Source organism: Brevundimonas sp. GW821-FHT09G01 (assembly GCF_059416065.1).
The window spans coordinates 114,444-135,371 of record NZ_JBWKOL010000006.1; the positions used below are offsets into that span (position 1 = coordinate 114,444).

Below are 20,928 nucleotides of genomic sequence, written 5' to 3' on the forward strand. Positions count from 1 at the left end.
GGTCAACGCACATCGCTGTCAGTAGGTATTGACATATGAGTTAGTAGTGCGAAGTTGCAGGCAACCGCTGATGGTCCCGTCCCATCACGCGGAAAAGACCAGACGGGAGGAAACGTACATTAGCGCGCTGTTGGGGAATGGCGCGTTTCGGGAGGGACACCATGGCTTCATCGGCCTGTATTCGCGCGCGTCTGGCTATCACCGCCTCGGCTACCGCCTTGTTCATGGCGGCGGGGCCGGCCCTGGCCCAGACCGCCGAACCGCAAGCCGATCCGGGAGCCGCCACCCTCGATGAGATCATCGTCACGGCCCAGAAGCGCGAGCAGGCGATCCAGGACGTGCCGATCGCGGTGTCGGCCTTTTCGGCCGAGGTTCTGGACGATCTGCGGATTGAAGGGGGTTCGGAACTGCTGCGCGCCGTCCCGAACGTCAGCTTCTCCAAGAACAACTTCAGCATGTACAATTTCTCGATCCGGGGGATCGGGACCAAGGCCATTTCGGCCGCTTCCGACCCGGCCGTGGCGGTCAGCTTCAACAACAGCCCCCTGATCCGGAACCGCCTGTTCGAGCAGGAATACCTGGACGTCAGCCGGGTCGAGGTGCTGCGCGGACCGCAAGGCACGCTGTATGGACGCAACGCCACGGCCGGCGTGGTCAATATGATCCCCAATCTGCCGGGGCCGAATTTCGACGCCATGGCCCGGTTCGAGCTGGGCAACTATGTCTCGACGCGCGGCCAGGCGATGATCAACATCCCGGTGTCGGACACCTTCTGGATCCGCGCCGCCGGGTCGTTCACCGAACGCGACGGCTTCGACCACAACACCTTCCTGGACACGGACGTGAACGGCCGCAGTCTGTGGGCGACCCGGGTGTCCGCGGCGTGGGAGCCCAACGAACGCTTCAACGCCAACCTGATCTGGGAGCATTTCGAGGAGGACGACAACCGGTCGCGCACGGGCAAGCAGCTGTGTACGCGCGACCCGGGCCCGACCCAGGTCGGTGCGCAGTCGGTCACCAATGTTTCCCTTCGGGGCCGGATGAGCCAGGGCTGCCAGGCGGGCTCCCTGTATGACGACGCCGCCTATGGCGTGCCGAACGGGGCCGGTCTGGCGCAGATGTTCCTGGCCAGCGCCTTCGGCGTCTCAAGCGGCTTCACGACCCCGGTGGCCGCCACGCGCAGGTCCTTCACCTTCGTTAATGCGAACCAGGACCCCTACGAGGGGCTTTCGCAGAGCCGGAACCTGAGGGAGATCTCGACGTCCTACGATCCGGTGTTCCGCGCCGAGAACGACGTGTTCCAGCTGAACATGGAGTTCAACCCGACCGACACGATCCAGATCGTGTCCCAGACCGCCTACACCAAGGACAATTACTACTCATCGCAGGACTACAACCGGTACGTCACGAATCCGATCTTCAATGACAGCTCGATGATCTACAATCGTCAGGGCGTCCTGATCCCGAACCCGGCGACGCCGGGCGGCATCTACACCGATCCGCAGCTCGGCCCGTCGAACCGGATGCTGTCGGTGGATCTCAGCCGGTCCGAGAACAACCAGTTCTATCAAGAGCTCCGGCTGCAGACGAATTTCGACTCGGGCGTCAACTTCAATATCGGCGCGAACTACCTGAAGTTCGAGACGAAGGACGACTACTTCGTCTTCAACAACCTGTTCAGCTTCCTAGCCGAGTATTTCTACAACGGCGCGCTGTCCAACCGCATTCCGGTCACCTGCGACGACAGCGTCACCAACTTCGAATGCATTTATGTGGATCCCAATCCCCTCGGGAACATCAACGGCGAGGGCCACAACTATTTCCGCAGCAAGAACGAGGTCGAGACCGAGTCCTGGGCGATCTTCGGCGAATCCTACATCGATCTGAGGGACGATCTGAAGCTGACGCTGGGCCTGCGCTACACCAGCGACACGAAGACGACGACGCCCTATCCGAGCCAGCTTCTGCTGGGGACCTGGACCCAGCTGGGCTTCGGTCCGTCGTCGGGCGGCACGGTGCGGCGCGGCTTCGTCGCCGGGGATCCGATCGAACAGAGCTGGGACGCGGTCACCGGACGGGTGGTCCTGGACTGGCACGTCAACGAAGACGTCATGGTCTACGGGTCGTACGCCCGCGGCTACAAGGGCGGCGGCACCAACCCGCCCCGCGCCGACATCAACCCGGCGGTGATCCAGTACCAGCCCCTGGCCGAGGTCTTCGATCCGGAATACGTCGACGCGCTCGAGATCGGTGTGAAGGGCGACTATTTCGACGGGCGGGTCCGGCTCAACGCGACCGCATTCTACTATAAATACAAAGACTACCAGGTCTCGCAGATCGTCGACCGGATCTCCCTGAACGAGAATTTCGACGCCACCTCCATGGGGCTGGAGCTCGAAGGCATCTTCCAGGTCACCGAGAATTTCCGCATCGACGGCAACCTCGGTTTCCTGAAGACCCGGGTCGGGGACGGGGAGCAGTCCATCGACGTGATGAACCGGACGCAGGGCAATGCGGACTGGACCCTGCTGCGGCCGTGGATCCAGGTGCCGTCGAACTGCGTGGCGCCGACACGGCACGTGGAAACCATCCTGAGGATGCAGCCCGATCCGAGCCAGGCGTGGAACGCCCTGGCCGCCCTGTGCGCGGGCTCGTCGCGGTTCGGCACCTTCACGCCGGCGATCCAGAGCAGCTTCCGCTTCTATGAGACCTACGGCTTCACCTACAATCCGCTGACGGACGCCCCGAACGGCGGGCGCGGCTTCTACGACGACCTGAGCGGCAATGAGCTGCCGAACGCGCCGCGCTGGACCGCCAACATCGGCGCCCAATACACCTGGTTCATGGGGGATTGGGAAACGACGCTGCGCGGCGACTACTACCGCCAGGCCGAGAGCTATTTCCGCGTCTACAACACCGAGTACGACCGGATCAAAGGTTGGGACAACCTGAACCTATCGATCTCTGTCGAGAACGTCCAGAACTCTCTGGTCCTGAGCGCCTACGTCAAGAACGTGCTCGATAACGAGTCCATCGTGGATGCATTCACGAATAGTGATGACTCGATGCTGACGACGAACGTGTTCATCAACGACCCTCGCATCTTTGGATTCAACGTCACGAAAAGATTCTAGACCCCTGTTCAGAAATCGATGTCGCCTCGCAGGGTTTATTCTCTGCGAGGCGATGAATCGTGCAACGAATACTTTATAGCTAAGGTTGTAAAGATAGTTAAAATGCCGATTTCTGGTTGAATACTTTCATAGGTGTTGATAGCGTTCTGTATCCGCACTCAACGCGGAGACAAGGGAGGTTCTGATGATTATTCGTACCGCTTCAGCCGTTTCCTGTTTCGTGGCCGTCATGGCGGCCGCCTCGTTCGCTAACGCCCAGTCGTTCAGCCCCGCCGGCGCCTTCGAAATCGTGGACTCCGAGTTCATCGTCCAACAGACCCAGGAACTGACCTGCCATATCGATGGCTTCGCGGGTTCGGTGCCGAGCGGCGGCGCCAACGCGGTGATCGACGTCAGCCCGCCCAACACCCTGCTCGACGGCGACAGCCTGTGTGACAACGTCGGCCTGAACAACTCCAACTGGACGATCACCCCGACCGGCGGCACCAACGTCACCGTCACGGGCATCTCCGCAGTCTCGCTGCTGGGCACCTGCGCCGGCACCGTCACCGGCACCTATGTCGGCAACACCCTGACCATCCCCCGTCAGGGCATTGCGGGCACGGTCTTCGGCTTCCCGATGACCTGCTACATCGAGGGCTTCGCCACGACCGGAAACTCCGCGATCACGCTGTCGTAATCCGACAGTCCTATCGCTGATAGTTCGCCAGGCCTTCCACACGCGCCGCCTTGGGGTTGTGCGGGAGGTCTGGCGACGCTTTTTGGGATCATGTTGCGGCCTGGACGGTATTCCGGTCTTCTCGGAGGCGTTTCGCCCGGGACCGGCGGCGTCGTAGCCAAGGATGGATAGTATATGGCGCCCTGGCTTTCCGTCCTCCGCCCGCTCCATCATCGACGAATGCGCCCGCAGCCCGGCGCCGATCCGGCGCGACGCCGCTAGGTCGTCGGCATGGCCGTGCTGCCGCTGATCTGTGTTGTCTCCAGCGTGCTGGGCGCGCCCCAGGCCGCCGCGCCCCAATCCGCCGCACCGCCTTCCGGCGCGACCGCGCCTGACGTGCTTCCCCGAGCCCCCGTCAGTGAAGAGCCGCCGGCAGCCGTCCAGGATCCCGACGTCGTCGACATCGAGGGCATGGTGGTCGTGGGCCCGCGCCGCGGCGCGGCGGCCCTGGCCCCCGAGATGGAGCTGGATGCGACCGAGATCGACAACCTGGGCGCCTACGACATCGGAGAGGCGCTGGGGCGGCTGAGCCAGTCCCTGGGCTTCGACGAAACGCCGGCGATCATCGTCAACGGCCGCCGGGTCGTGAACGCGCGCGACTTCCTGCGCTTTCCCACCGACGCCCTGGTGCGGGTCGAGGTTCTGCCGCAGCAGGCCGCTTCGCTGTACGGGGAGGCGCCGACCCGCCGGGTTCTGAACATCGTCCTGCAACCGCGATTCACCAGCCGCGACGGCTTCGTCAGGGCCTCGGCGCCGACGCAGGGGGGGAACTCGTCCCTGGGCCTGGACGCCCGCCAGTCCGAGATCGTGGAAAGCGACACCCGCCAGTTCGGCGTCCAGCTGACCCGGGACACCTCTCTTCGCGCCGACGAGCGCCCGGACTATCTGCGCGACCATCCCGAAAGCGCCGGCGTCACCCTTCGGCCGGCGACGGACGCGGTCAACGCCAATTTCTCGATGACGAAGGCGTTCGGCGACTGGTCCAGTTCCCTCAGCGGGGACGCCCGGGTCCAACGCGACCGCTTCACCTCCCGAGCCGGGACGGAGACCGTCGAGACCCGGCGAAGCGTAGACAGCCTGGGCCTGTCCGGCGGGGTGACCGGCGACGCCGCGGGATGGTCGGTTCAGGTCGGCCTGAGCGGGGCGATATCGGACGCCGAGCAGGAGGGGATCGCGAACTCCCGCTCGCGCAACATGTCCATGGGCGCGGACGTGAAGGCGAACCGCCCCCTGATCGAGCTTCCGGCCGGCCCGGTCATCACCACCCTGGCGGCGCGATACGGCCGATCCCGCGTGACCCGCGACGCGGCCGACGCCCGCTCGACCCAGTCCCTGGATCTGAGGGGCAATCTGGCGATCCCTCTGTTCAAGGCCGCGTCGCCCGGGGAAGACGGCGGCCTGTCCATGGGAGACCTGTCGCTGACGCTCGGGGTCACGGCGGACGGCTTCTACGACGACGCCGGCAGGGGCGACGGGGTGAACGTCGGCCTGGCCTGGGCGCCCGTCCGCAAGCTGAGGTTCAACGGCCTGTGGTCCCGGTCCACCGACAATCCCTCGTCATCCCAGAGGTTCGATCCGGTCTATTTCGGCCCGCCCAGGGTGGTGTTCGACTTCCAGACCGGCGAGTCCGTTGAGGTGCTGCCGATCCTGGGCGGCAATCCCGATCTGCGGGGCCAGACGCTGGAGCGGTTCTCCCTGTCCGCGTCGGCGGGTCCCTTCACCTCATGGGGCGTGCGCGGCCGTGTCGGGTTCCAGAGGAACCGTTCGACCGACGGCATCGGACCGGTTCCCGATCTCACCCCGGCGGTGGAGGCGGCCTTCCCGGAGCTCTTCATACGGGAGCCGGGCGGTCGGCTGGTCAACATCGACCAGAGGCCGATCAACCTCGGCTCGACGCTGTCGGAAACCCTGACTTCGGGCCTGAACTTCAGCGTTCCCTTCGGAGGCGGGAGGCGGCGCTCGGGCGCGCCCTCCCTGCAGTTCGGGATCAACCACACCTGGCAGCTGGCCAGCACCGCCATCCTGCATCCGGGCCTGCCGGAGCTGGACCGCCTGGCCGGCGACGGCGGCGGGGCGCCGCGGCAGCAGGTCAACCTGCAGGTCGACGGCCGTCGGGGGAACTGGGGCCTGAACGCGAGCGCGCGCTGGCAGAGCGCGTCACGCATCCGGCGCGACATCGGGGTGGACGGGCCGAACGACATCGAGCGGTCCGCCTTCGCGGCGATCGATCTCAAGATCAGCTATCTTCTGGAGCGCGCCGCCCCGGCCGCCCAGGACGGCGCCAGGCCGCGGCGGGACGGCGGCGTGCGCATCGAGCTGCAGATCGACAATCTGTTCGACGCGCGGCCCGAGGCCACGCGCGGCGACGGCCGACCGGTTCCGGGATACGGCCGCGACGATCAAGACCCGCTGGGGCGCATGGTCCGCCTCAGTCTAAGCCGGCGCTTCTGAGCCTCGCCGCCGACGGTTCCGGTCGACCGGGCGCGCGCAGGGCCCGGGCGTAGGCCGAAGGGGTCGTGCCGGTCAGACGGCGAAACAGCCGGTACAGGTGCGACGGGCTCAGTCCCACGGCCTCGGCGAGGTCGCGGGAGGGCGGGGCGGCGCCCCTGATCTCGATCAGCCTGCAGGCGGCCTGGATCAGGTCCCGGTGGTGGTCGCCCAGCGAGGGGGCTTCGGGACGGCAGCGCAGACAGGGGCGGAAGCCGGTCGCACGGGCCTCGTCGAGGGTGTCGTGCAGCCGGATGTTCTCAGGCCGCGCATGCCGGGCCGGACAGGTCGGGCGGCAATAGACGCCGGTGGTGACGACCGAATACCAGAACCGGCCCTCGGCGCGCGGGTCGCGCCGATAGAGTTGGTCAAGGCGGCTCCGGCGCGGCGCGTGCGCGCCGACGGTGTTTGAAGCGTGTTCCATGATGTGGGGGAGGATGGGCGCGCCAATCGGGGGCTATGCAGCGCGCCCATCCCTTCATTCAGAAGCGGCGAAGATCGCCGGTGGGGCCTTGGGGGGCTGGGGTGACCCGCGACCCGCCGGTTCTGAAGAAGTCTGTGATCCCACGGTCGGCGGTGACGAGCGCCGAGGCCGCGATGACGGTCTTGATCATGAAATACTCGCACTGAAGTCGCCGCCCTGTTCTAAGGACGCCGCGTCGCGCGGGACGCCTTACGGCGTCGGTCCGAATTTCTTCAGAAGGCGGCGTCGAAGGTCAGCCGGAGCGTCAGCGGCCGGACCGGGACGGCCTGCGGCTCGGACAGCTGGTAGGGCGAACCGATGCCGTAGCGGATCCCGGTGGTGTCGAAGGGGTTGGACAGGCGCACGGTGACGGCCCGGCGTTCGTCGCCCAGCCGCGCCGTCAGCTCGGAGCGCAGGTAGCCGCCCTGCGGCACGTCCAGCATCGGACCGACGCCGAGCCGCGAATGGCCGATGTAGCGGAAGTCCGCGCCCAGCCGCAGCGGCAGGGTCGCGATCCGCCCCGCCTCCCAGTCGACGCTCATCTGGGCGCCCACCGGGGCGACGTTGGGGATATCGGTCGTGCCGCCGCCGATGGTGCTGAAGCGGGTCCGGGTCAGGCTGCTTTCGTTGAGGAACACGCCGCCGGACACCTCGAAATTCGAGGCCGGTCGCCAGGCCGCCTTCAACGAGATGAAGTGGATCACCCCGTCGCCGACATTGTCGGTGACCAGATCGCCGCCCTCGGTGACGATATCGGCCTGCACGTCGCGCCAGTCCATCCAGCCCACTGACACCTCACCCGACAGGCCGTTCCAGTCGTCGCGGGTGCGCGCGCCCAGCTCCAGCAGGGTCACCCGGTCGCCCTGGTAGCGGGCGAAGGCCCCGCCGGCCTCGTTGACCCCGGCGGGGCGCACGGCCTGTTCGAACCGGCCGAAGACGGTGACGGCGGGCGACACGTCCCAGCGCGCCGACAGGCTGGGGGTCAGGCGGTAGGTGACGCCCCGGTGATCGCTTCCGACCCGCAGATTGACGACGACGTCGTGAATGTCGCTGTCGATGCGGACGGCGGACAGACGGGCGCCGAGGGCGACACGCCAGTAGGGGGTGGGCGCGAGCGCCGCCTCGCCGAAGGCCGCGACCTCCGCGAAGCTGCGCTTCAGGTCCGCGCCGCCGGCCTTGGCGTCGGTCGGCGACAGCGTGAGCCGCCGGCGCTCGACCAGGGTCTCGCCCAGGGCGACCGTGCCGCCGCCGGTCAGGGTCCAGCCGCCGCCGGACGTGATGTCGACCCGCGCCTCGGAAGCGAGGGCGGTGATGGTCTGGCGCCGGTCGACCGCGCTGGGGAAGGGGTCGCCGGGCTGGCTGGCGTCGAACCGCTCGATCAACTCCTGCCGCGACACGCTGGTGGCCGAGGTCAGGGTGGCGCCGCCCAGCCGGCGGCGGGCGGTCAGTCCGGCGATGGCGATGGTGCTTTCGTACGGTTCGAGCACCCGGCTGGAGCGACTGAAGCTGTTGTCATCGACGGCGACGATCTGGGCGTCGTCGGCCGAGACGCGCTGGGCCAGGCCGACCAGGTCGATGGTCCAGGTCTCGTCGGTCCAGCGCAGGGCGACGCGGCCGCCGATGGTGTCGACCCCGTCCATCTGGCGGCCCCGGCCGGGGTTGTCGAGGAAGCCGCCGTCGTGGCGGACGTAGGCGACAAGCCGCGCAGCGGTCTGATCGCCGAGGGTCTGGTTGACCACCAGGGACGCCTCGCCGCTGTTCGACCCGCCCGAGGTCGCGCCCACCCCGGTGGTGAGGCGGGCCGAGGTTTCGTACAGGGCCGGGGATTCAGGCTGGATGCGCAGCACGCCGCCGATGGAGCCGGCCCCGAAGCGGGTGCCCTGCGGGCCCTCGAACACCTCGATCCGGCGGACGTCGATGAGGGCCAGGTCGGGGTCGGGAGAGCCGTAGCTCAGCCGCAGGTCGCCCAGATACTGGCCGACCGTCGCCTGCAGCGGGCCGTTCATGGCCGAATCCGACAGGCCCCGCACGAATAGCTTGTTGCGGCCGAGGCCCTGACGCGTGGAGTCCACCGTCGCGGACAGATCGGCCACGGCCTCGCTGGCGGCCGCGCCCGCGACCCGGTCCAGCGCGCCCGGCGCCAGCAGGCTTCGTCCGGCCCCGTCGCGAAGCCCGACCGGCGGAACCGCGGTGACCACGACCTCGCTCAGCGTCGTCGGTCCGGCGGGCACGGGTTGCCGCGGGGGCGGGGAAGCGGGGCGCAGCGGCGCGCGCGGGGCGGTTTCGATCCGGTAGACGCCGTCGCCGATCCGTACGGCGCGGGCGCCCAGCGGACGCAGCAGGCGTTCAAGCGCCGCTTCCGCCGTCATCCGCCCGCGCAGCTCCGGCGTCCGCCGGGCGGACAGGTCCGCGGCGATGACCACGTCGATCCCGGCCTGGGAGGCCAGACGGTTGATGGCGGGGACGGCGGGGCCGGCCCGCACGTCGAACGTCTGTGGCGCGCCTGACTGAGCCGTCAGCAGCCCGACCGCCAGCCAAGCGGCGACCGTCACGGCGCCCGACGCGGCTCCAGCCGCCAGCCCTCGCCCGCCTCCGTGATGGTGACGCCGAGCAGCAGTTCCAGCCGCGACTTCTGGTCGGCGGTCGGGGCGGTGGTGGTCAGGCTGCCGCTGAAGCGGCGGTCGGCCAGCCCGGGCGCGACGGTGACCGGCCGGTTCAGGGCGCGGCCCAGGTCCTGGGCCACCACGGTCATGCGCTCGTCGTTCCACGACAGACGACCCTCGCGCCAGCTGTCCACGTCTTCCGGAGCCACCGAGCCGCGCTCGAGACCCCGAAGGCTGGAGACCACGCTGTCGCCGGGATTGAGGACCGTCCGGGCGGATCCGGCGTCAACCTGGACGCTGCCTTCGGACACCGAGACGCGCGCGCCGTCCTGCAGGCGGGTCACGTCGAAGACGGTGCCGAGGTCGGTCAGGGTCGTGTCGCCGACCGCGACGAGGAAGGGGCGGGCGTCGTCGTGCTCGACCTCGAACAGGGCGCGTCCGGCCTCCAGCGACACCTGGCGTGGCTTGCGGCGATCCAGCGTCAGCCGGGTCGCGCCGTCCAGCACGACCTGGGAGCCGTCGGCCAGGGTGACGGTGCGCTGCTCGCCGGGCGCGGTCTCGATCAGCCACGGCTGCGGGCGGGCGCTCCAGCCGATCCACGCCACGCCGAGGGCCAGCACGCCGACCGCCGCCGCGATCACGGCCCGGCGGGGGAAGACGAAGCCGCGGCCGGCCCGCATCGTCGGCAGGGTCCGCGCGGGAGCCGTCTTCAGCGCCTCGACCACGTCGCCCTCGGCCTCGGCCAGCCGCCAATAGACCTCGGCGTGGCGCGCGTCGGCGGCCAGCCAGGCCTCCCAGGCGTCCCACTGATCGAAGTCGGGATCGTTGACCCGGACCAGCCAGTCCAGGGCGTCACGTTCGATAATTCTGGTCGTGGCGCTCATCCCCATGCCCCCGGGACGCCGCCGAAGCCGATTCGCCTCATGCCCCGTCCCCCTCAAGATCCAGAAGCGCTGCATAGACCTTGCGCAGATGCTTCTCGATGGTGCTCAGGCCCATGCCGAATTCCTCGGCCAGCCGGCGCTGGGTGACGCCGTCGATGCGGTGCCGGCGGAAAATGGCCGCGGCCGGATCGCCGACGGCGGCCAGGCGCGCCTCGACCGCCGCCAAGGCCTGGACCGCGATCAGGCGGCGTTCCGCGTCCGCCGGTTCGACGGCGTCCTCGGGCAGGTTGGCCGGGCTGGCCCAGGCCGCATCCCGCGCCGCCGTCCTCCGCATGCCGCGGCGCCGGTCCAGCACGGCGGTGTAGACCATGCGCAGCAGATAGGCCTGGGGGTTGGCGACCGGCCCGTCGGCGTTGCCGATCTTGAGCCAGACATCCTGGACCACGTCCTCGGCGTCGCCGCCCGCGCCCATGGCCGACGCCCGTCGGATCAGCGCCGGGCGCATCTCGGTGAACACCGCTTCGAGGCCTGCGGCCGGGATGTCGGGCGACGCGTTCATGCGCGCGGGCCATAGCCTTTCAATAGGGACGAAATCTGGACAAAACCGCCGTTGCGCCAGTCGAGCCTTTCCTCGCTTCCGCGAGCGCCTATTTCAAGACGGAAGCCGCGCCGCGAGGGCGCGCGAAGAAAGGACCGATCATGGGCAGCGAGACGACCGAGCGCGCCGTTCTGGCGGGAGGCTGCTTCTGGGGCATGCAGGATTTGCTGCGGCGCTACAAGGGCGTGATTTCGACCCGCGTCGGCTACAGCGGCGGCGACGTGCCCAACGCCACCTACCGCAACCACGGAACCCACGCCGAGGCCATCGAGATCGTCTTCGATCCGAAGGAGATCAGCTATCGGCAGCTGCTGGAGTTCTTCTTCCAGATCCACGATCCGACGACGCTGAACCGGCAGGGCAATGACCGGGGGCTCAGCTATCGCTCGGCCATCTACTACGCCGACGAGGATCAGAAGCGCATCGCCGCTGAGACCATCGCTGATGTGGAGGCGTCCGGACAGTGGCCGGGCAAGGTGGTCACCGAGGTCGAGCCGGTCGGGCCCTTCTGGGAGGCCGAACCTGAACATCAGGACTATCTGGAGCGCTATCCGGAAGGCTACACCTGCCACTTCGTGCGCCCGGACTGGACGCTGAAGCCGGCGGCCTGAGGCGCGGTCGGCGGACGCGGTCCCGATGGGGCCGCGTCCGTACGACCGACTTCTGCAGGGAACGCCTTCCATGACCGACACGCTCGACCTTTCGCACTGGATCAACGGCGAGCGGACGAGCGGCGATCGGCCCGCCGAGAGCATCAATCCGTCGGACACCCGCGAGGTCGTAGCCCGCACACCCGACGGCTCGGCTTCGGACGTCGACGACGCGGTCGCGGCGGCCAAGGCGGCCTTTCCCAGTTGGGCGGACGCCTCGCCCGAGGTGCGCTCGGACATTTTGGACCGCGCCGGCAACCTGTTGATGGAGCGCCGCGAAAGCGTCGGCCGACTGCTGTCGCGCGAGGAGGGCAAGACGCTGGCGGAAGGCGTCGGCGAAACCGCCCGCGCCGCCCGCATCCTGAAGTATTTCGCCGGCGAGGCCCTGCGCCTGCACGGCCAGAACCTGGCCTCGACCCGGCCGGGCGTGGAGATCCAGACCTATCGCCAGCCGGTCGGCGTCTATGGCCTGATCACGCCGTGGAACTTCCCCATCGCCATCCCCGCCTGGAAGGCCGCGCCCGCCCTGGCCTTCGGCAATACGGTGGTGCTGAAGCCCGCCGGTCCGACCCCGGCCACCGCCGAAGCGCTGGTCGCCATCCTGCACGAGGCGGGCCTGCCCAAGGGCGTCATGAACATGGTCATCGGCCGTGGCCGTGTGGGTCAGGCCATCGTGGATCACAAGGATGTCGTCGGGGTCTCCTTCACCGGCTCGCAGGGCGTCGGCGCGGGCGTGGCGGCCGGGACGGTCGCGCGCCAGGCCCGGGTGCAGCTGGAGATGGGCGGCAAGAACCCGCTGATCGTGCTGGACGACGCCGATCTGGAGCGGGCGGTGAACATCGCCCTGGACGGCTCCTTCTTCGCGACCGGCCAACGCTGCACCGCCTCCAGCCGCCTGATCGTGCAGGACGGAATTCACGACCGGTTCGTGGCCCTGCTGGCCGAGAAGGTCGCCGCCCTGCGGGTCGGCGACGCGTTGGATCCGAACACCCAGATGGGCCCGGCGGTCAGCGAGGCCCAGATGGAGACCGCCTACAGCTACGTCGAGGTCGCCCGCAGTGAAGGCGCCCGGATCGTCACCGGCGGCGACCGTCTGAAGCTGGACAAGCCGGGCTGGTACGTCCAGCCGACCCTGATCGCCGACACCCTGGCGGACATGCGGATCAATAATGAGGAGGTCTTCGGACCCGTCGCCTCGACCATCCGCGTGAAGAGCTACGAAGAGGCGCTGGAGATCGCCAACGGGGTCGAGTTCGGCCTGTCGGCGGGCATCGTCACCAGCTCGCTGAAGCACGCGCGCGACTTCCAGCGTCGGGCGAAGGCGGGAATGACCATGGTCAACCTGCCGACGGCGGGGGTCGACTATCACGTGCCGTTCGGCGGGACGAAGTCGTCCAGCTACGGCGCGCGCGAGCAGGGCTTCGCGGCGGCGGAGTTCTTCACCCAGACCAAGACCAGCTACAGCGCGGACTGACCGGCGAACCGTCGGGGCTAGCCGAAGGCGGCGTCTCACGGTAGCGGTCCGCCGCTGTCGCAGAGCTGTCGCGCGGACAGGCTAGGCGGCGGCATCGCAGGAGACGCCCGAGTGAACCGAGTTCGAACCGCCCTCGCCGCCGTGAGCCTTCTGGCGCTGGGCGCCTGCAGCACCGTTCAGGGCTGGTGGCCGGCGGACGCCGCTGCGCCGTCGGAGCCCGCGACCGTCGCCGCGCCGGTCGCCGAATCGACCGCCCGGCCGACGCTGGTGGTGACCCTCGTCATCGACCAGTTCAGCGCCAATCTGTTCAACCAGTACCGCGACGACTTCACCGGCGGTCTGGCCGTGCTGGCGCAGCAGGGCCGGGTCCACGCCAACGGCTTCCAGCAGCACGGCCTGACCGAGACTTGCCCCGGCCACTCGACCGTGCTGACGGGCATGAACCCGGCCCGCACCGGCATTCCGGCCAACGACTGGGTCGATCCGGCCACGGGGAAAGAGGTCTACTGCCTGGCCGCGCCCGCCAACCATCTGGCCCATGGCGACGACACCAGCGACAACGGTCCGGTCGGCCCCGGGCAGCTGGAGGTCACGACCCTGGCCGACTGGCTGAAGACGGCCAGTCCGCAGAGCCGCGTCTATGCGGTGTCGGGCAAGGACCGCGGCGCCATCAATCTGAACGGCCACCTCGGCGACGGGGCCTTCTGGTACACCGACGGCTTCGGCTTCACGACCTATGTCGAGCCGGGCCAGACGCCCGAGGCGCGGCTGGCGCCCGTGGCGGCGCTGAACGCCCGCATCGCCGAGCGGCTGCGCGTCACGCCCGCCGCCTGGACCTACACCCACGACGTCTGCCGCCGCCTGACCGGCGACTGGCGGATCAACGGACGCACCTTCCATTCCGACCTGCCGCCCCAGAATTTCGCGCTCGACACCTCGCCCATGCTCGATGAGCTGACGCTGGAGGCCGCGACCGAACTGCTGGAGACGAAGCAGCTGGGCCGCCGCGGCGTGGTCGACATGCTGGGCGTCAGCCTGTCGGGGACCGACCGCATCGGCCACAGCTTCGGCACCCAGGGACCGGAGATGTGCGAGCAGATGTACCGCCTCGACGCGGCGCTGGGCCGTTTCCTGCAGCGCCTGCCACAGGGCAGCATCGTCGTCCTGACCGCGGACCACGGAGGCTCGGACTTCGTCGAACGGCTGGCCGTGCGCGGCTATCCGCACGCCCATCGCGCCGATCCGCAACGGCTGGCGAACATCAACGGCGCGCTGAAGGCCCAGTTCGGCCTGGACTACGACCCCCTGTCCTCGGGCGGCAGCGGGCTGATGGTCGGCGACAAGGATCACAAGGGCCTGCCGGAGCCGCTGCGCACTCGCATCATCGAGGCGGCCCTGCCGCTGCTGCGCGCCAATGCGGACGTGGCGTTCGCCGAGAGTCGCGACGTGCTGCTGGCCGAGCCCCTGCCGCCCGCGACTCTGACGCCGGACCTGATGGCCGTGCGCCAGCGGATGCGGCTGTCGACCGTGGCCGAGCGCTCGCCGGACCTGATCATCGCCCTGGCCGAGAACGTGGTCTCGGGCGGCCGGGTCGGCGGCACCATCGCCAATCACGGCACGCCCTGGGACTATGACCGCCGCGTGCCGATCATCTTCTGGTGGCCGGGCGCGCAGGGGCAGGAGCGCTTCCTGCCCATCCGCACCATCGACATCGCCCCGACCCTGGCGCCGATCATCGGGGTGCAGACCCCGGCCGGCCTGGACGGCCGCTGCATCGATCTGCAGGCGCCCGGCGGCGCGACCTGTCCGCTCCGATAGAGCTCAGGTTCCCATGGCCGCCAGCGCCGCCATCAGCTGCGCGACGGAGGAGATCAAGCCCAGCACCGCGACCAGATCCGTAATATCCGCCAAGGCCGTCTGCAGTTTCGTGTTCGCGTCTTTCAGCGCCTTGAGCGTGTTCCTGACGAAGCCGTCGCCCTGGTCGAAGGCCTTGCTCAGGGCGAGATAATAGGCGTCGCGCGCGCCGTCCCGGTCGTCGAGCAATCGCATCCGCGCCTCGGCCGTCGGGGCCATCATGCTGAGATCGTCGAACCGCGCCCGGATGATGAACCAGGCGGATTCGATCTCCTTGAACTCCGGCGTGGCGCTTCTCATTCCTCTGCCTCCTCAGGTCCCAGAAGGGTGGCGATGGCCGTCAGTCTGTCGATCAGGGCGTCCATGTGGGCGATGGACATGCCGTCGCCCTTCTCGAACCGGTCGTGAAGGCCGATGAGGGCGTCCACCACGTCGATCTGGCTCTGATAGTCGCTCGCCGCGGCGTCGATCCGCTGGAGCTTCTCGGTGTCCAGGTAGGTCTGGATGGTCCGGCAGGTCCCCTCATCCGCGGCGTTGAACCGAAGATCGGGCGAGGCGGGCAGCACTGTCAGTTCGCCCGCCAGCCCGAGGTTGGCGACCAGGGTGTTGGCGTCGAGATAGCCGCGCCGCCACAGAGCCACCGTCAGGTCGTAGCGCTGACCGACCTGATTGCTCATGACCGAGACCGTCGGGCCCGCGCCGACAGCCAGGGCCTCGCGGTATCCCTTCAGCGCCGCGCTGATGTCCCGCGACGAGCTCAGCAGGCGCTCCGCCTGGTGGTCGCTGGCCCAGGCGCCGGCCAAGCCGCTGGCGATCGCGCCCGCGCCCTTGGAGATCGGTTGCAGGTTCCATTGCGCCCGCAAGGTGTTGGCGGCGCTTACCACGCCATCGACGCCGGCCTGGACCTGGCCGTAGGCGTCGTAGTCCGCCAGGCTGTTCCAGCTGGCGTAGGTCTGGACCAGCGACCTGGCCAGGTTTGTCCTCGCCCTGAGCGAAGCCGCGACGCGATCGACAGCGGGATCCGGGCTGGAGGCGGGGACGGCGGTGATCACCGGCGGGCCCGGCGGAATGTAGCAGGGCGGCGTCTGGCCGGGTGCGAGCCGTACGAACGGCGTCTGGGTCTGCAGGGCCCGAAGGAAGCGATCCTGGCGCAGGGACTCCTGGAACCCGCTTTCGACGCTGGTGGCCGAGGTCAGCAGGCCGGCGCTGGCCTCCACGCCCGCGACGCCCAGCTTCTGCGCCGCCGCGATCTTGGGTGAGACGCAGCCGCTGACGGCCAACGCACCGATGGACAAGCCGACGATCAGGACCCTGGTTTTCATGAACGCCTCCCGTGCAGATAACATTGATATCCATTTTTGGTTGAAATCAAGCCCCGAGATTCACTCATAACTTCGTGTTTCGGGAACCGGAGCGGCCTTACCCGCTCCGCGTTTCATAGGCACAAGGGGCGCTCGATCCTCTCACAGGCCGGAACCACACGATGAACAGAGCCCGGCGCGCGCGCATTGTCGCCACCCTTGGACCGGCCAGCCGGGCGCCCGGTACGGTGAAGGCCCTCGCCCAGGCGGGGGTGGACGTGTTCCGCCTCAACTTCAGCCACGGCTCACACGAGGACCACGCCGCCGCTCTGAAGGCCGTGCGCGGCGCCGAACTGGCGCTGAAGCGTCCGCTGGGCGTGCTGGCCGACCTGCAGGGGCCCAAGCTGCGCCTGGGCCGCTTCGCCGAAGTCGAGATCGACGTGAAGCCGGGCCACAAGATGCGCTTCGACCTGGACCCGACGCCCGGCGACGAGACGCGGGTTCAGATGCCCCACCCCGAAATCTTCAAGGCGCTGCGCACCGGCATGCTGCTGCTGCTGGACGACGGGCGGGTGCGGCTGCGCGTCGGCGAGCGCCATGACACCTGGGCCGACGTCACGGTCGAGAGCGGCTCCAAGCTGTCGGACCGCAAGGGCGTCGCGGTGCCCGAGGCGGTGATCCCGGTCTCGGCCCTGACCCCCAAGGACCGCGAGGACCTGGCCTTCGCCCTGCGCATCGGCGTGGACTGGGTCGCCCTCAGCTTCGTCCAGAAGGCCGAGGACATGGCCGAGCTGAAGCAACTGGTGAAGGGACGGGCCGCCTGCCTGGCCAAGATCGAGAAGCCGCAGGCCCTGGCCCAGCTGGAGAGCATCCTGGACTACTGCGACGGCGTCATGGTCGCCCGCGGCGACCTGGGGGTCGAGCTGGAGCCGGAGGAGGTCCCGGTGGCGCAGAAGCAGATCATCCGCGCCGCCCGCCAGCGCGGCGTGCCGGTGATCGTGGCGACGCAGATGCTGGAATCGATGACCGCGTCGCCGGCGCCGACCCGCGCCGAGGCGTCCGATGTCGCCAACGCCGTCTATGAGGGCGCGGACGCGATGATGCTGTCGGCCGAGACCGCCTCGGGCCATTATCCGCTGGAAGCCGTCGGCATCATGAGCCGTATCATCGAGCGGGTGGAGCAGGATCCCCTGTGGCCCAGCCTGATGGACGCCGAGCACGCGGGCATGGAGGAACACGACGTCGACGCCCTGGTCGCCGCCGCCCGCAAGGCCGCGGACTCGCAGGCGACGGCCTGTATCGTGGTCTTCACGACCCTGGGCGGGACCGCTCGACGCATGGCCCGCGAACGGCCGCTGCAGCCGATCCTGACCCTGACGCCCAATCCCGACACCGCGCGCCGTCTTGCGCTGGTCTGGGGACTGGAGACCCGGCTGGGCAAGGAGCCGACCTCGCTGGAGGACGTCACCGAGGACGCGGTGAACAGCGCGATGACCTACGGCCTGGCCGAGCCCGGCCAGCGCATCCTGATCCTGGCGGGCACGCCCTTCGGCGCGCCGGGGGCTGCGAATCTGCTGCGTCTGGCGCATGCTCCGACCAAGAAGGGCGGCAAGGGCCGCGCCTGATCCCTCGCGAAGGGGGCGTCTTGATCAAATACATCGGCTCCAAGCGCGCCTTGCTGGGCCAGGTGACAGCGACGGTCGCGACCCTGCTGCCGCAGGGCGGGACGGTCTGCGACCTGTTTTCCGGCTCGGCCCGGGTGGGGCACGCGCTGAAGGGACAGGGCTTCCGGGTCTGGTCCAACGATCACAACGCCTACGCCCACACCCTGGCCACCGCCTATGTGCAGGCCGACCGCGAGCGCTGGCTGGAGCGGGCCGAGGCCGTGCTGGCCGAGCTTCGCACGGTCACGCCGGCGCGCGGCTGGTTCACCAAGGCCTTCTGCGAGGACGCCCGCTTCTTCCATCCCGACAACGGCGCGGTGGTGGACGCCATGCGCGACCGGATCACCGCCCTGGCGCTTGAGCCGGAGTTGGAGGCCATCGCCCTGGTCGCCCTGATGGAGGCTGCGGACCGGGTGGATTCCACGGCGGGCCTGCAGATGGCCTATATGAAGACCTGGGCCCCGAGGGCGCTGAAGCCGCTGGAATTGCGCATGCCGGACATCCTGCCGGGTGTCGCGGGCGGAGTCTGCAGGGCGACCCATGCGGACGCGGTGCAGATCGCGCCGGAGATCGAGGCCGACCTCGTTTACCTGGATCCGCCCTACAACCAGCATTCCTATCTGGGGAACTATCACTGCTGGGAAAGCCTGGTGCTTTGGGACAAGCCCGAGACCTATGGCGTCGCCAACAAGCGGATCGACGTGAAGACCCGCAAGAGCGCCTTCAACAGCCGCCCCGGCATCGGCCCTGCGCTGGAGGCGGTGATCGGCGGGCTGAAGGCGCCGAACCTGGTCGTGTCCTTCAACGACGAGGGCTATCTGAGCCGCGAGCAGCTGGTGGCCATGCTGTCCACGCGCGGCGAGGTGCAGGTGATCGAGATCGCCCGGCCGCGCTACGTCGGCGCCCGCATCGGCATCCACAGCCCCAAGGGTGAGAAGGTCGGGACGGTCGGACGGTTGCGCAACGTGGAATACCTGTTCGTGGTCGGCGAGCGCCGGCTGGACCTCGCCGACGCCGCTTAAGGGAACGGTCGGAGTCCGGGGCCGTTGTGTCCGCCATGGAACCGTTGTCGATGACCCCCTCGCACCGGCTGCACGGCGCCCGCGCCTATGGCCGGGCCGCTGACGCCTTCGAGGCGGTGGCGTGGAAACCGCCCACCGCCGCCCGTTTCCGCACCGAGATCGCCAACGACGCGCCGGTCGTACCCGAGCCGACGGTCGGCGACATGGTTCGCGCCATCCCCGGCTGGGCCGTGATCGTCGGCGGCGGAGTCGTGGCCGCGCTGATGGGCGCCCTGCTGGGCGGGGCGCTGCAGATCTAGAGTTTAGCTTTCCAGCAGAGCCTTCACCGGACCCCAGCTGCGCCGGTGTTCGGGGCAGGGGCCGTGGGTCTGCAGCGCTTCAGAGTGGATCGGCGCGTTGTAGCCCTTGTGCCGTGCGAACCCGTAGGCGGGATAGAGCGTATCAAGCTCGATCATCACCCGGTCCCGCGCCGTCTTGGCCAGGATCGACGCCGCCGCGATGGACAGGCTGAGGCCGTCGCCGCCAACGACGGTCTGGATCGGGCAGGGCAGCTTGAAGCGGTAGTTGCCGTCGACCAGCGCCGCGACCGGCGGGATCGCCATGGCCTCGATGGCCCGGCACATGGCCAGGCCGGTGGCGCCGATGATGTTCAGCTCCTCGATCTCGCGCGCCGAGGCGAAGCCGACGCCCCAGGCCAGCGCCCGGGCCTTGATCTGGGGCTCCAGCGCCGCGCGGCGCTTTTCAGTCAGGACCTTGGAGTCGTCCATGCCTTCGGGGAGGTCGTCGGGGTTCAGGATCACCGCCGCCGCCGAGACGGGACCGGCCCAGGGTCCGCGCCCGGCCTCGTCCACGCCGCAAACCAGGCCGCCGCTGGATTGGGCCAGCAGGGTCTCGAGCGCCAGGGTCGGGAAGGTGCGGTCAGAACTCACGGGCGGGGCATCGCACGAACCTGGGCGTGACGGAAGCAGATCGTCTGGTGATCGTTGACCATGCCTACGGCCTGCATGAAGGCGTAGACGATCACCGGGCCGCAGAAGTTGAAGCCGCGCTTCTTCAGCGCCTTGGCCATGGCGAAGGACGCTTCGGTCTGGGTCGGCGCGTCACGGAAATCGGCCCACTCGGTCTGGATCGGCGACCCGCCGACGAAGGACCAGAGCCAGGCGGAGAAGTCTTCGCCATTGTCGCGCATCTCCAGCCAGATCTGCGCGCCGCGGATGGCGGCGTTGATCTTGGCGCGCGAGCGGATGATGCGGGCGTCGCCCAGCAGGCGCTGGATGTCGTCCTCGCCGTAGCGGGCGACGATCTCGGGATCGAAGCCGTGGAAGGCGTCGCGCAGGCCTTCGCGCTTCCTCAGGATGGTGATCCACGCCAGCCCGGCCTGGAAGCCGTCCAGCACCAGCTTCTCCCACAGGTCGCGGGCGTCGTACTCGGGCACGCCCCATTCCTCGTCGTGATAGGCGATGTAGAGCGGGTCGGCGGTTCCGCACCAGCCGCAGCGGCCGTCGGCGTGTGAGTCGGTCATGGCGCGGAGGATGCCTCCGACGCCGCGTCAGTGAAAGGCGGCGGCCGTCAGGCCGCCTCGTCCTTGGCGGGCATGACCTCGCCGACGGTCATGCGGCTGCGGTCGTGGATCAGCTGGATGTCGCGGGGACGCACGATCTCGTTGCAGTGGCCGCAGGCGATGCGGGGCGACAGGTCGTGGCCGCATTCCTTGTGGACCATGGTCAGGCCGGCGTTCTCCTCGCCGTAGACATGCTTGGCGCCCCAGGCGTGCAGGGTGACCAGCACACCGTACAGGTCCTTGCCCTTGGCGGTCAGGACGTACTCGTTGCGCGGCGGGCGTTCGGAATAGAGGCGGGGCTCCAGCACGCCGTGCTGCACCAGGGTCTTGAGCCGGGCGGCCAGCACGTTGCGGGCGACGCCGAGACGCTCCTGCCACTGTTCGAAGCGGCTGACGCCGTTGAAGGCGTCGCGGATGACCAGCATCGTCCACGGGTCGCCGATCACCTCGAGGGTGGCGGCGACGGTGCAGCTCTGGCGAGAGTAGTCGGCTGTGCGTCCCATGACGCAAAGGTG

Annotated in this window: 19 protein-coding genes; 9 read left to right on the forward strand and 10 right to left on the reverse strand. The window is 68.8% G+C overall.

Features of this window, described 5'->3' with window-relative positions; translation table 11 throughout:
- Nucleotides 1-161 precede the first annotated feature (161 nt).
- From AC07NB_RS12710 to AC07NB_RS12720, 3 genes are all read left to right on the forward strand, one after another.
- A complete protein-coding gene (locus AC07NB_RS12710) occupies nt 162-3,134 on the forward strand; it encodes a TonB-dependent receptor (protein WP_492312597.1) in 2,973 nt (990 codons plus the stop codon).
- 184 nt (nt 3,135-3,318) lie between these two features.
- A complete protein-coding gene (locus AC07NB_RS12715; protein WP_291836838.1) occupies nt 3,319-3,813 on the forward strand; it encodes a PraA/PraB family alkane oxidation protein activator in 495 nt (164 codons plus the stop codon).
- A 270-nt stretch (nt 3,814-4,083) separates the two neighbouring features.
- Complete coding sequence (locus tag AC07NB_RS12720) at nt 4,084-6,303, forward strand: TonB-dependent receptor (RefSeq protein ID WP_494571427.1); 2,220 nt, start codon at nt 4,084-4,086, stop codon at nt 6,301-6,303.
- On the opposite strand, the gene AC07NB_RS12725 is transcribed toward AC07NB_RS12720, so the two are convergent.
- The 5 genes from AC07NB_RS12725 to AC07NB_RS12745 all read right to left on the reverse strand — a co-directional run bounded on the left by AC07NB_RS12725 (nt 6,281) and on the right by AC07NB_RS12745 (nt 10,848).
- Complete coding sequence (locus AC07NB_RS12725) at nt 6,281-6,763, reverse strand: Ada metal-binding domain-containing protein (protein WP_291836834.1); 483 nt, start codon at nt 6,761-6,763, stop codon at nt 6,281-6,283. The two genes, AC07NB_RS12720 and AC07NB_RS12725, sit on opposite strands and share 23 nt — an antisense overlap.
- A 58-nt stretch (nt 6,764-6,821) precedes the next feature.
- The gene (locus AC07NB_RS12730; protein ID WP_291836832.1) at nt 6,822-6,953 is read right to left on the reverse strand and encodes a hypothetical protein; all 132 of its coding nucleotides are present in this window, start codon (nt 6,951-6,953) and stop codon (nt 6,822-6,824) included.
- 82 nt (nt 6,954-7,035) lie between these two features.
- A complete protein-coding gene (locus AC07NB_RS12735; protein WP_494571426.1) occupies nt 7,036-9,354 on the reverse strand; it encodes a TonB-dependent receptor in 2,319 nt (772 codons plus the stop codon).
- Nucleotides 9,351-10,289, reverse strand: coding sequence for a FecR family protein (locus AC07NB_RS12740; protein ID WP_494571425.1), 939 nt, complete (start codon nt 10,287-10,289; stop codon nt 9,351-9,353). The genes AC07NB_RS12735 and AC07NB_RS12740 overlap by 4 nt, the downstream gene beginning before the upstream one ends.
- A gap of 37 nt (nt 10,290-10,326) precedes the next feature.
- Nucleotides 10,327-10,848: an RNA polymerase sigma factor gene (locus tag AC07NB_RS12745; RefSeq protein WP_494571424.1), complete on the reverse strand. Its 522-nt coding sequence runs from the start codon at nt 10,846-10,848 to the stop codon at nt 10,327-10,329.
- 140 nt (nt 10,849-10,988) lie between these two features.
- On the opposite strand from AC07NB_RS12745, the gene msrA reads away from it, so the two are divergent.
- The 3 genes from msrA (at nt 10,989) to AC07NB_RS12760 (ending at nt 14,829) form a co-directional block, all read left to right on the forward strand.
- Nucleotides 10,989-11,498: a peptide-methionine (S)-S-oxide reductase MsrA gene (msrA, locus tag AC07NB_RS12750; RefSeq protein WP_494571423.1), complete on the forward strand. Its 510-nt coding sequence runs from the start codon at nt 10,989-10,991 to the stop codon at nt 11,496-11,498.
- Between the two features lie 70 nt (nt 11,499-11,568).
- Complete coding sequence (locus AC07NB_RS12755) at nt 11,569-13,011, forward strand: aldehyde dehydrogenase family protein (protein ID WP_494571422.1); 1,443 nt, start codon at nt 11,569-11,571, stop codon at nt 13,009-13,011.
- 111 nt (nt 13,012-13,122) lie between these two features.
- Nucleotides 13,123-14,829 (forward strand): alkaline phosphatase family protein, encoded by a 1,707-nt coding sequence (locus AC07NB_RS12760; RefSeq protein WP_494571421.1) that lies wholly within the window; start codon nt 13,123-13,125, stop codon nt 14,827-14,829.
- Nucleotides 14,830-14,832: 3 nt separating this feature from the next.
- On the opposite strand, the gene AC07NB_RS12765 is transcribed toward AC07NB_RS12760, so the two are convergent.
- Together AC07NB_RS12765 and AC07NB_RS12770 are read right to left on the reverse strand one after the other, a co-directional pair.
- Nucleotides 14,833-15,165: a hypothetical protein gene (locus tag AC07NB_RS12765; RefSeq protein WP_494571420.1), complete on the reverse strand. Its 333-nt coding sequence runs from the start codon at nt 15,163-15,165 to the stop codon at nt 14,833-14,835.
- Entirely contained in the window at nt 15,162-16,187 is a 1,026-nt protein-coding gene (locus tag AC07NB_RS12770; RefSeq protein ID WP_494571419.1) for a hypothetical protein, read from the reverse strand. Before AC07NB_RS12770 ends, AC07NB_RS12765 begins: the two co-directional genes overlap by 4 nt.
- A 161-nt stretch (nt 16,188-16,348) precedes the next feature.
- Here AC07NB_RS12770 and pyk point away from each other — a divergent pair, with 161 nt between their 5' ends.
- The 3 genes from pyk to AC07NB_RS12785 are packed head-to-tail and all read left to right on the forward strand — an operon-like array spanning nt 16,349 to nt 19,151.
- Nucleotides 16,349-17,791, forward strand: coding sequence for a pyruvate kinase (gene pyk / locus AC07NB_RS12775; protein ID WP_494571418.1), 1,443 nt, complete (start codon nt 16,349-16,351; stop codon nt 17,789-17,791).
- Between the two features lie 20 nt (nt 17,792-17,811).
- Nucleotides 17,812-18,852, forward strand: coding sequence for a DNA adenine methylase (locus AC07NB_RS12780; RefSeq protein WP_494571417.1), 1,041 nt, complete (start codon nt 17,812-17,814; stop codon nt 18,850-18,852).
- A 50-nt stretch (nt 18,853-18,902) separates the two neighbouring features.
- Nucleotides 18,903-19,151 (forward strand): hypothetical protein, encoded by a 249-nt coding sequence (locus AC07NB_RS12785; protein ID WP_291836747.1) that lies wholly within the window; start codon nt 18,903-18,905, stop codon nt 19,149-19,151.
- A gap of 3 nt (nt 19,152-19,154) precedes the next feature.
- Here AC07NB_RS12785 and rnhB read toward each other — a convergent pair whose 3' ends face one another.
- The 3 genes from rnhB to AC07NB_RS12800 are packed head-to-tail and all read right to left on the reverse strand — an operon-like array spanning nt 19,155 to nt 20,916.
- Nucleotides 19,155-19,781, reverse strand: coding sequence for a ribonuclease HII (gene rnhB, locus AC07NB_RS12790; RefSeq protein ID WP_494571416.1), 627 nt, complete (start codon nt 19,779-19,781; stop codon nt 19,155-19,157).
- The gene (locus AC07NB_RS12795) at nt 19,778-20,374 is read right to left on the reverse strand and encodes a DNA-3-methyladenine glycosylase I (RefSeq protein ID WP_494571415.1); all 597 of its coding nucleotides are present in this window, start codon (nt 20,372-20,374) and stop codon (nt 19,778-19,780) included. The genes rnhB and AC07NB_RS12795 overlap by 4 nt, the downstream gene beginning before the upstream one ends.
- Before the next feature lie 47 nt (nt 20,375-20,421).
- Nucleotides 20,422-20,916, reverse strand: a complete 495-nt coding sequence (locus AC07NB_RS12800) for a winged helix-turn-helix transcriptional regulator (protein WP_291836744.1) — start codon at nt 20,914-20,916, stop codon at nt 20,422-20,424.
- Between the last annotated feature and the right edge of the window lie 12 nt (nt 20,917-20,928).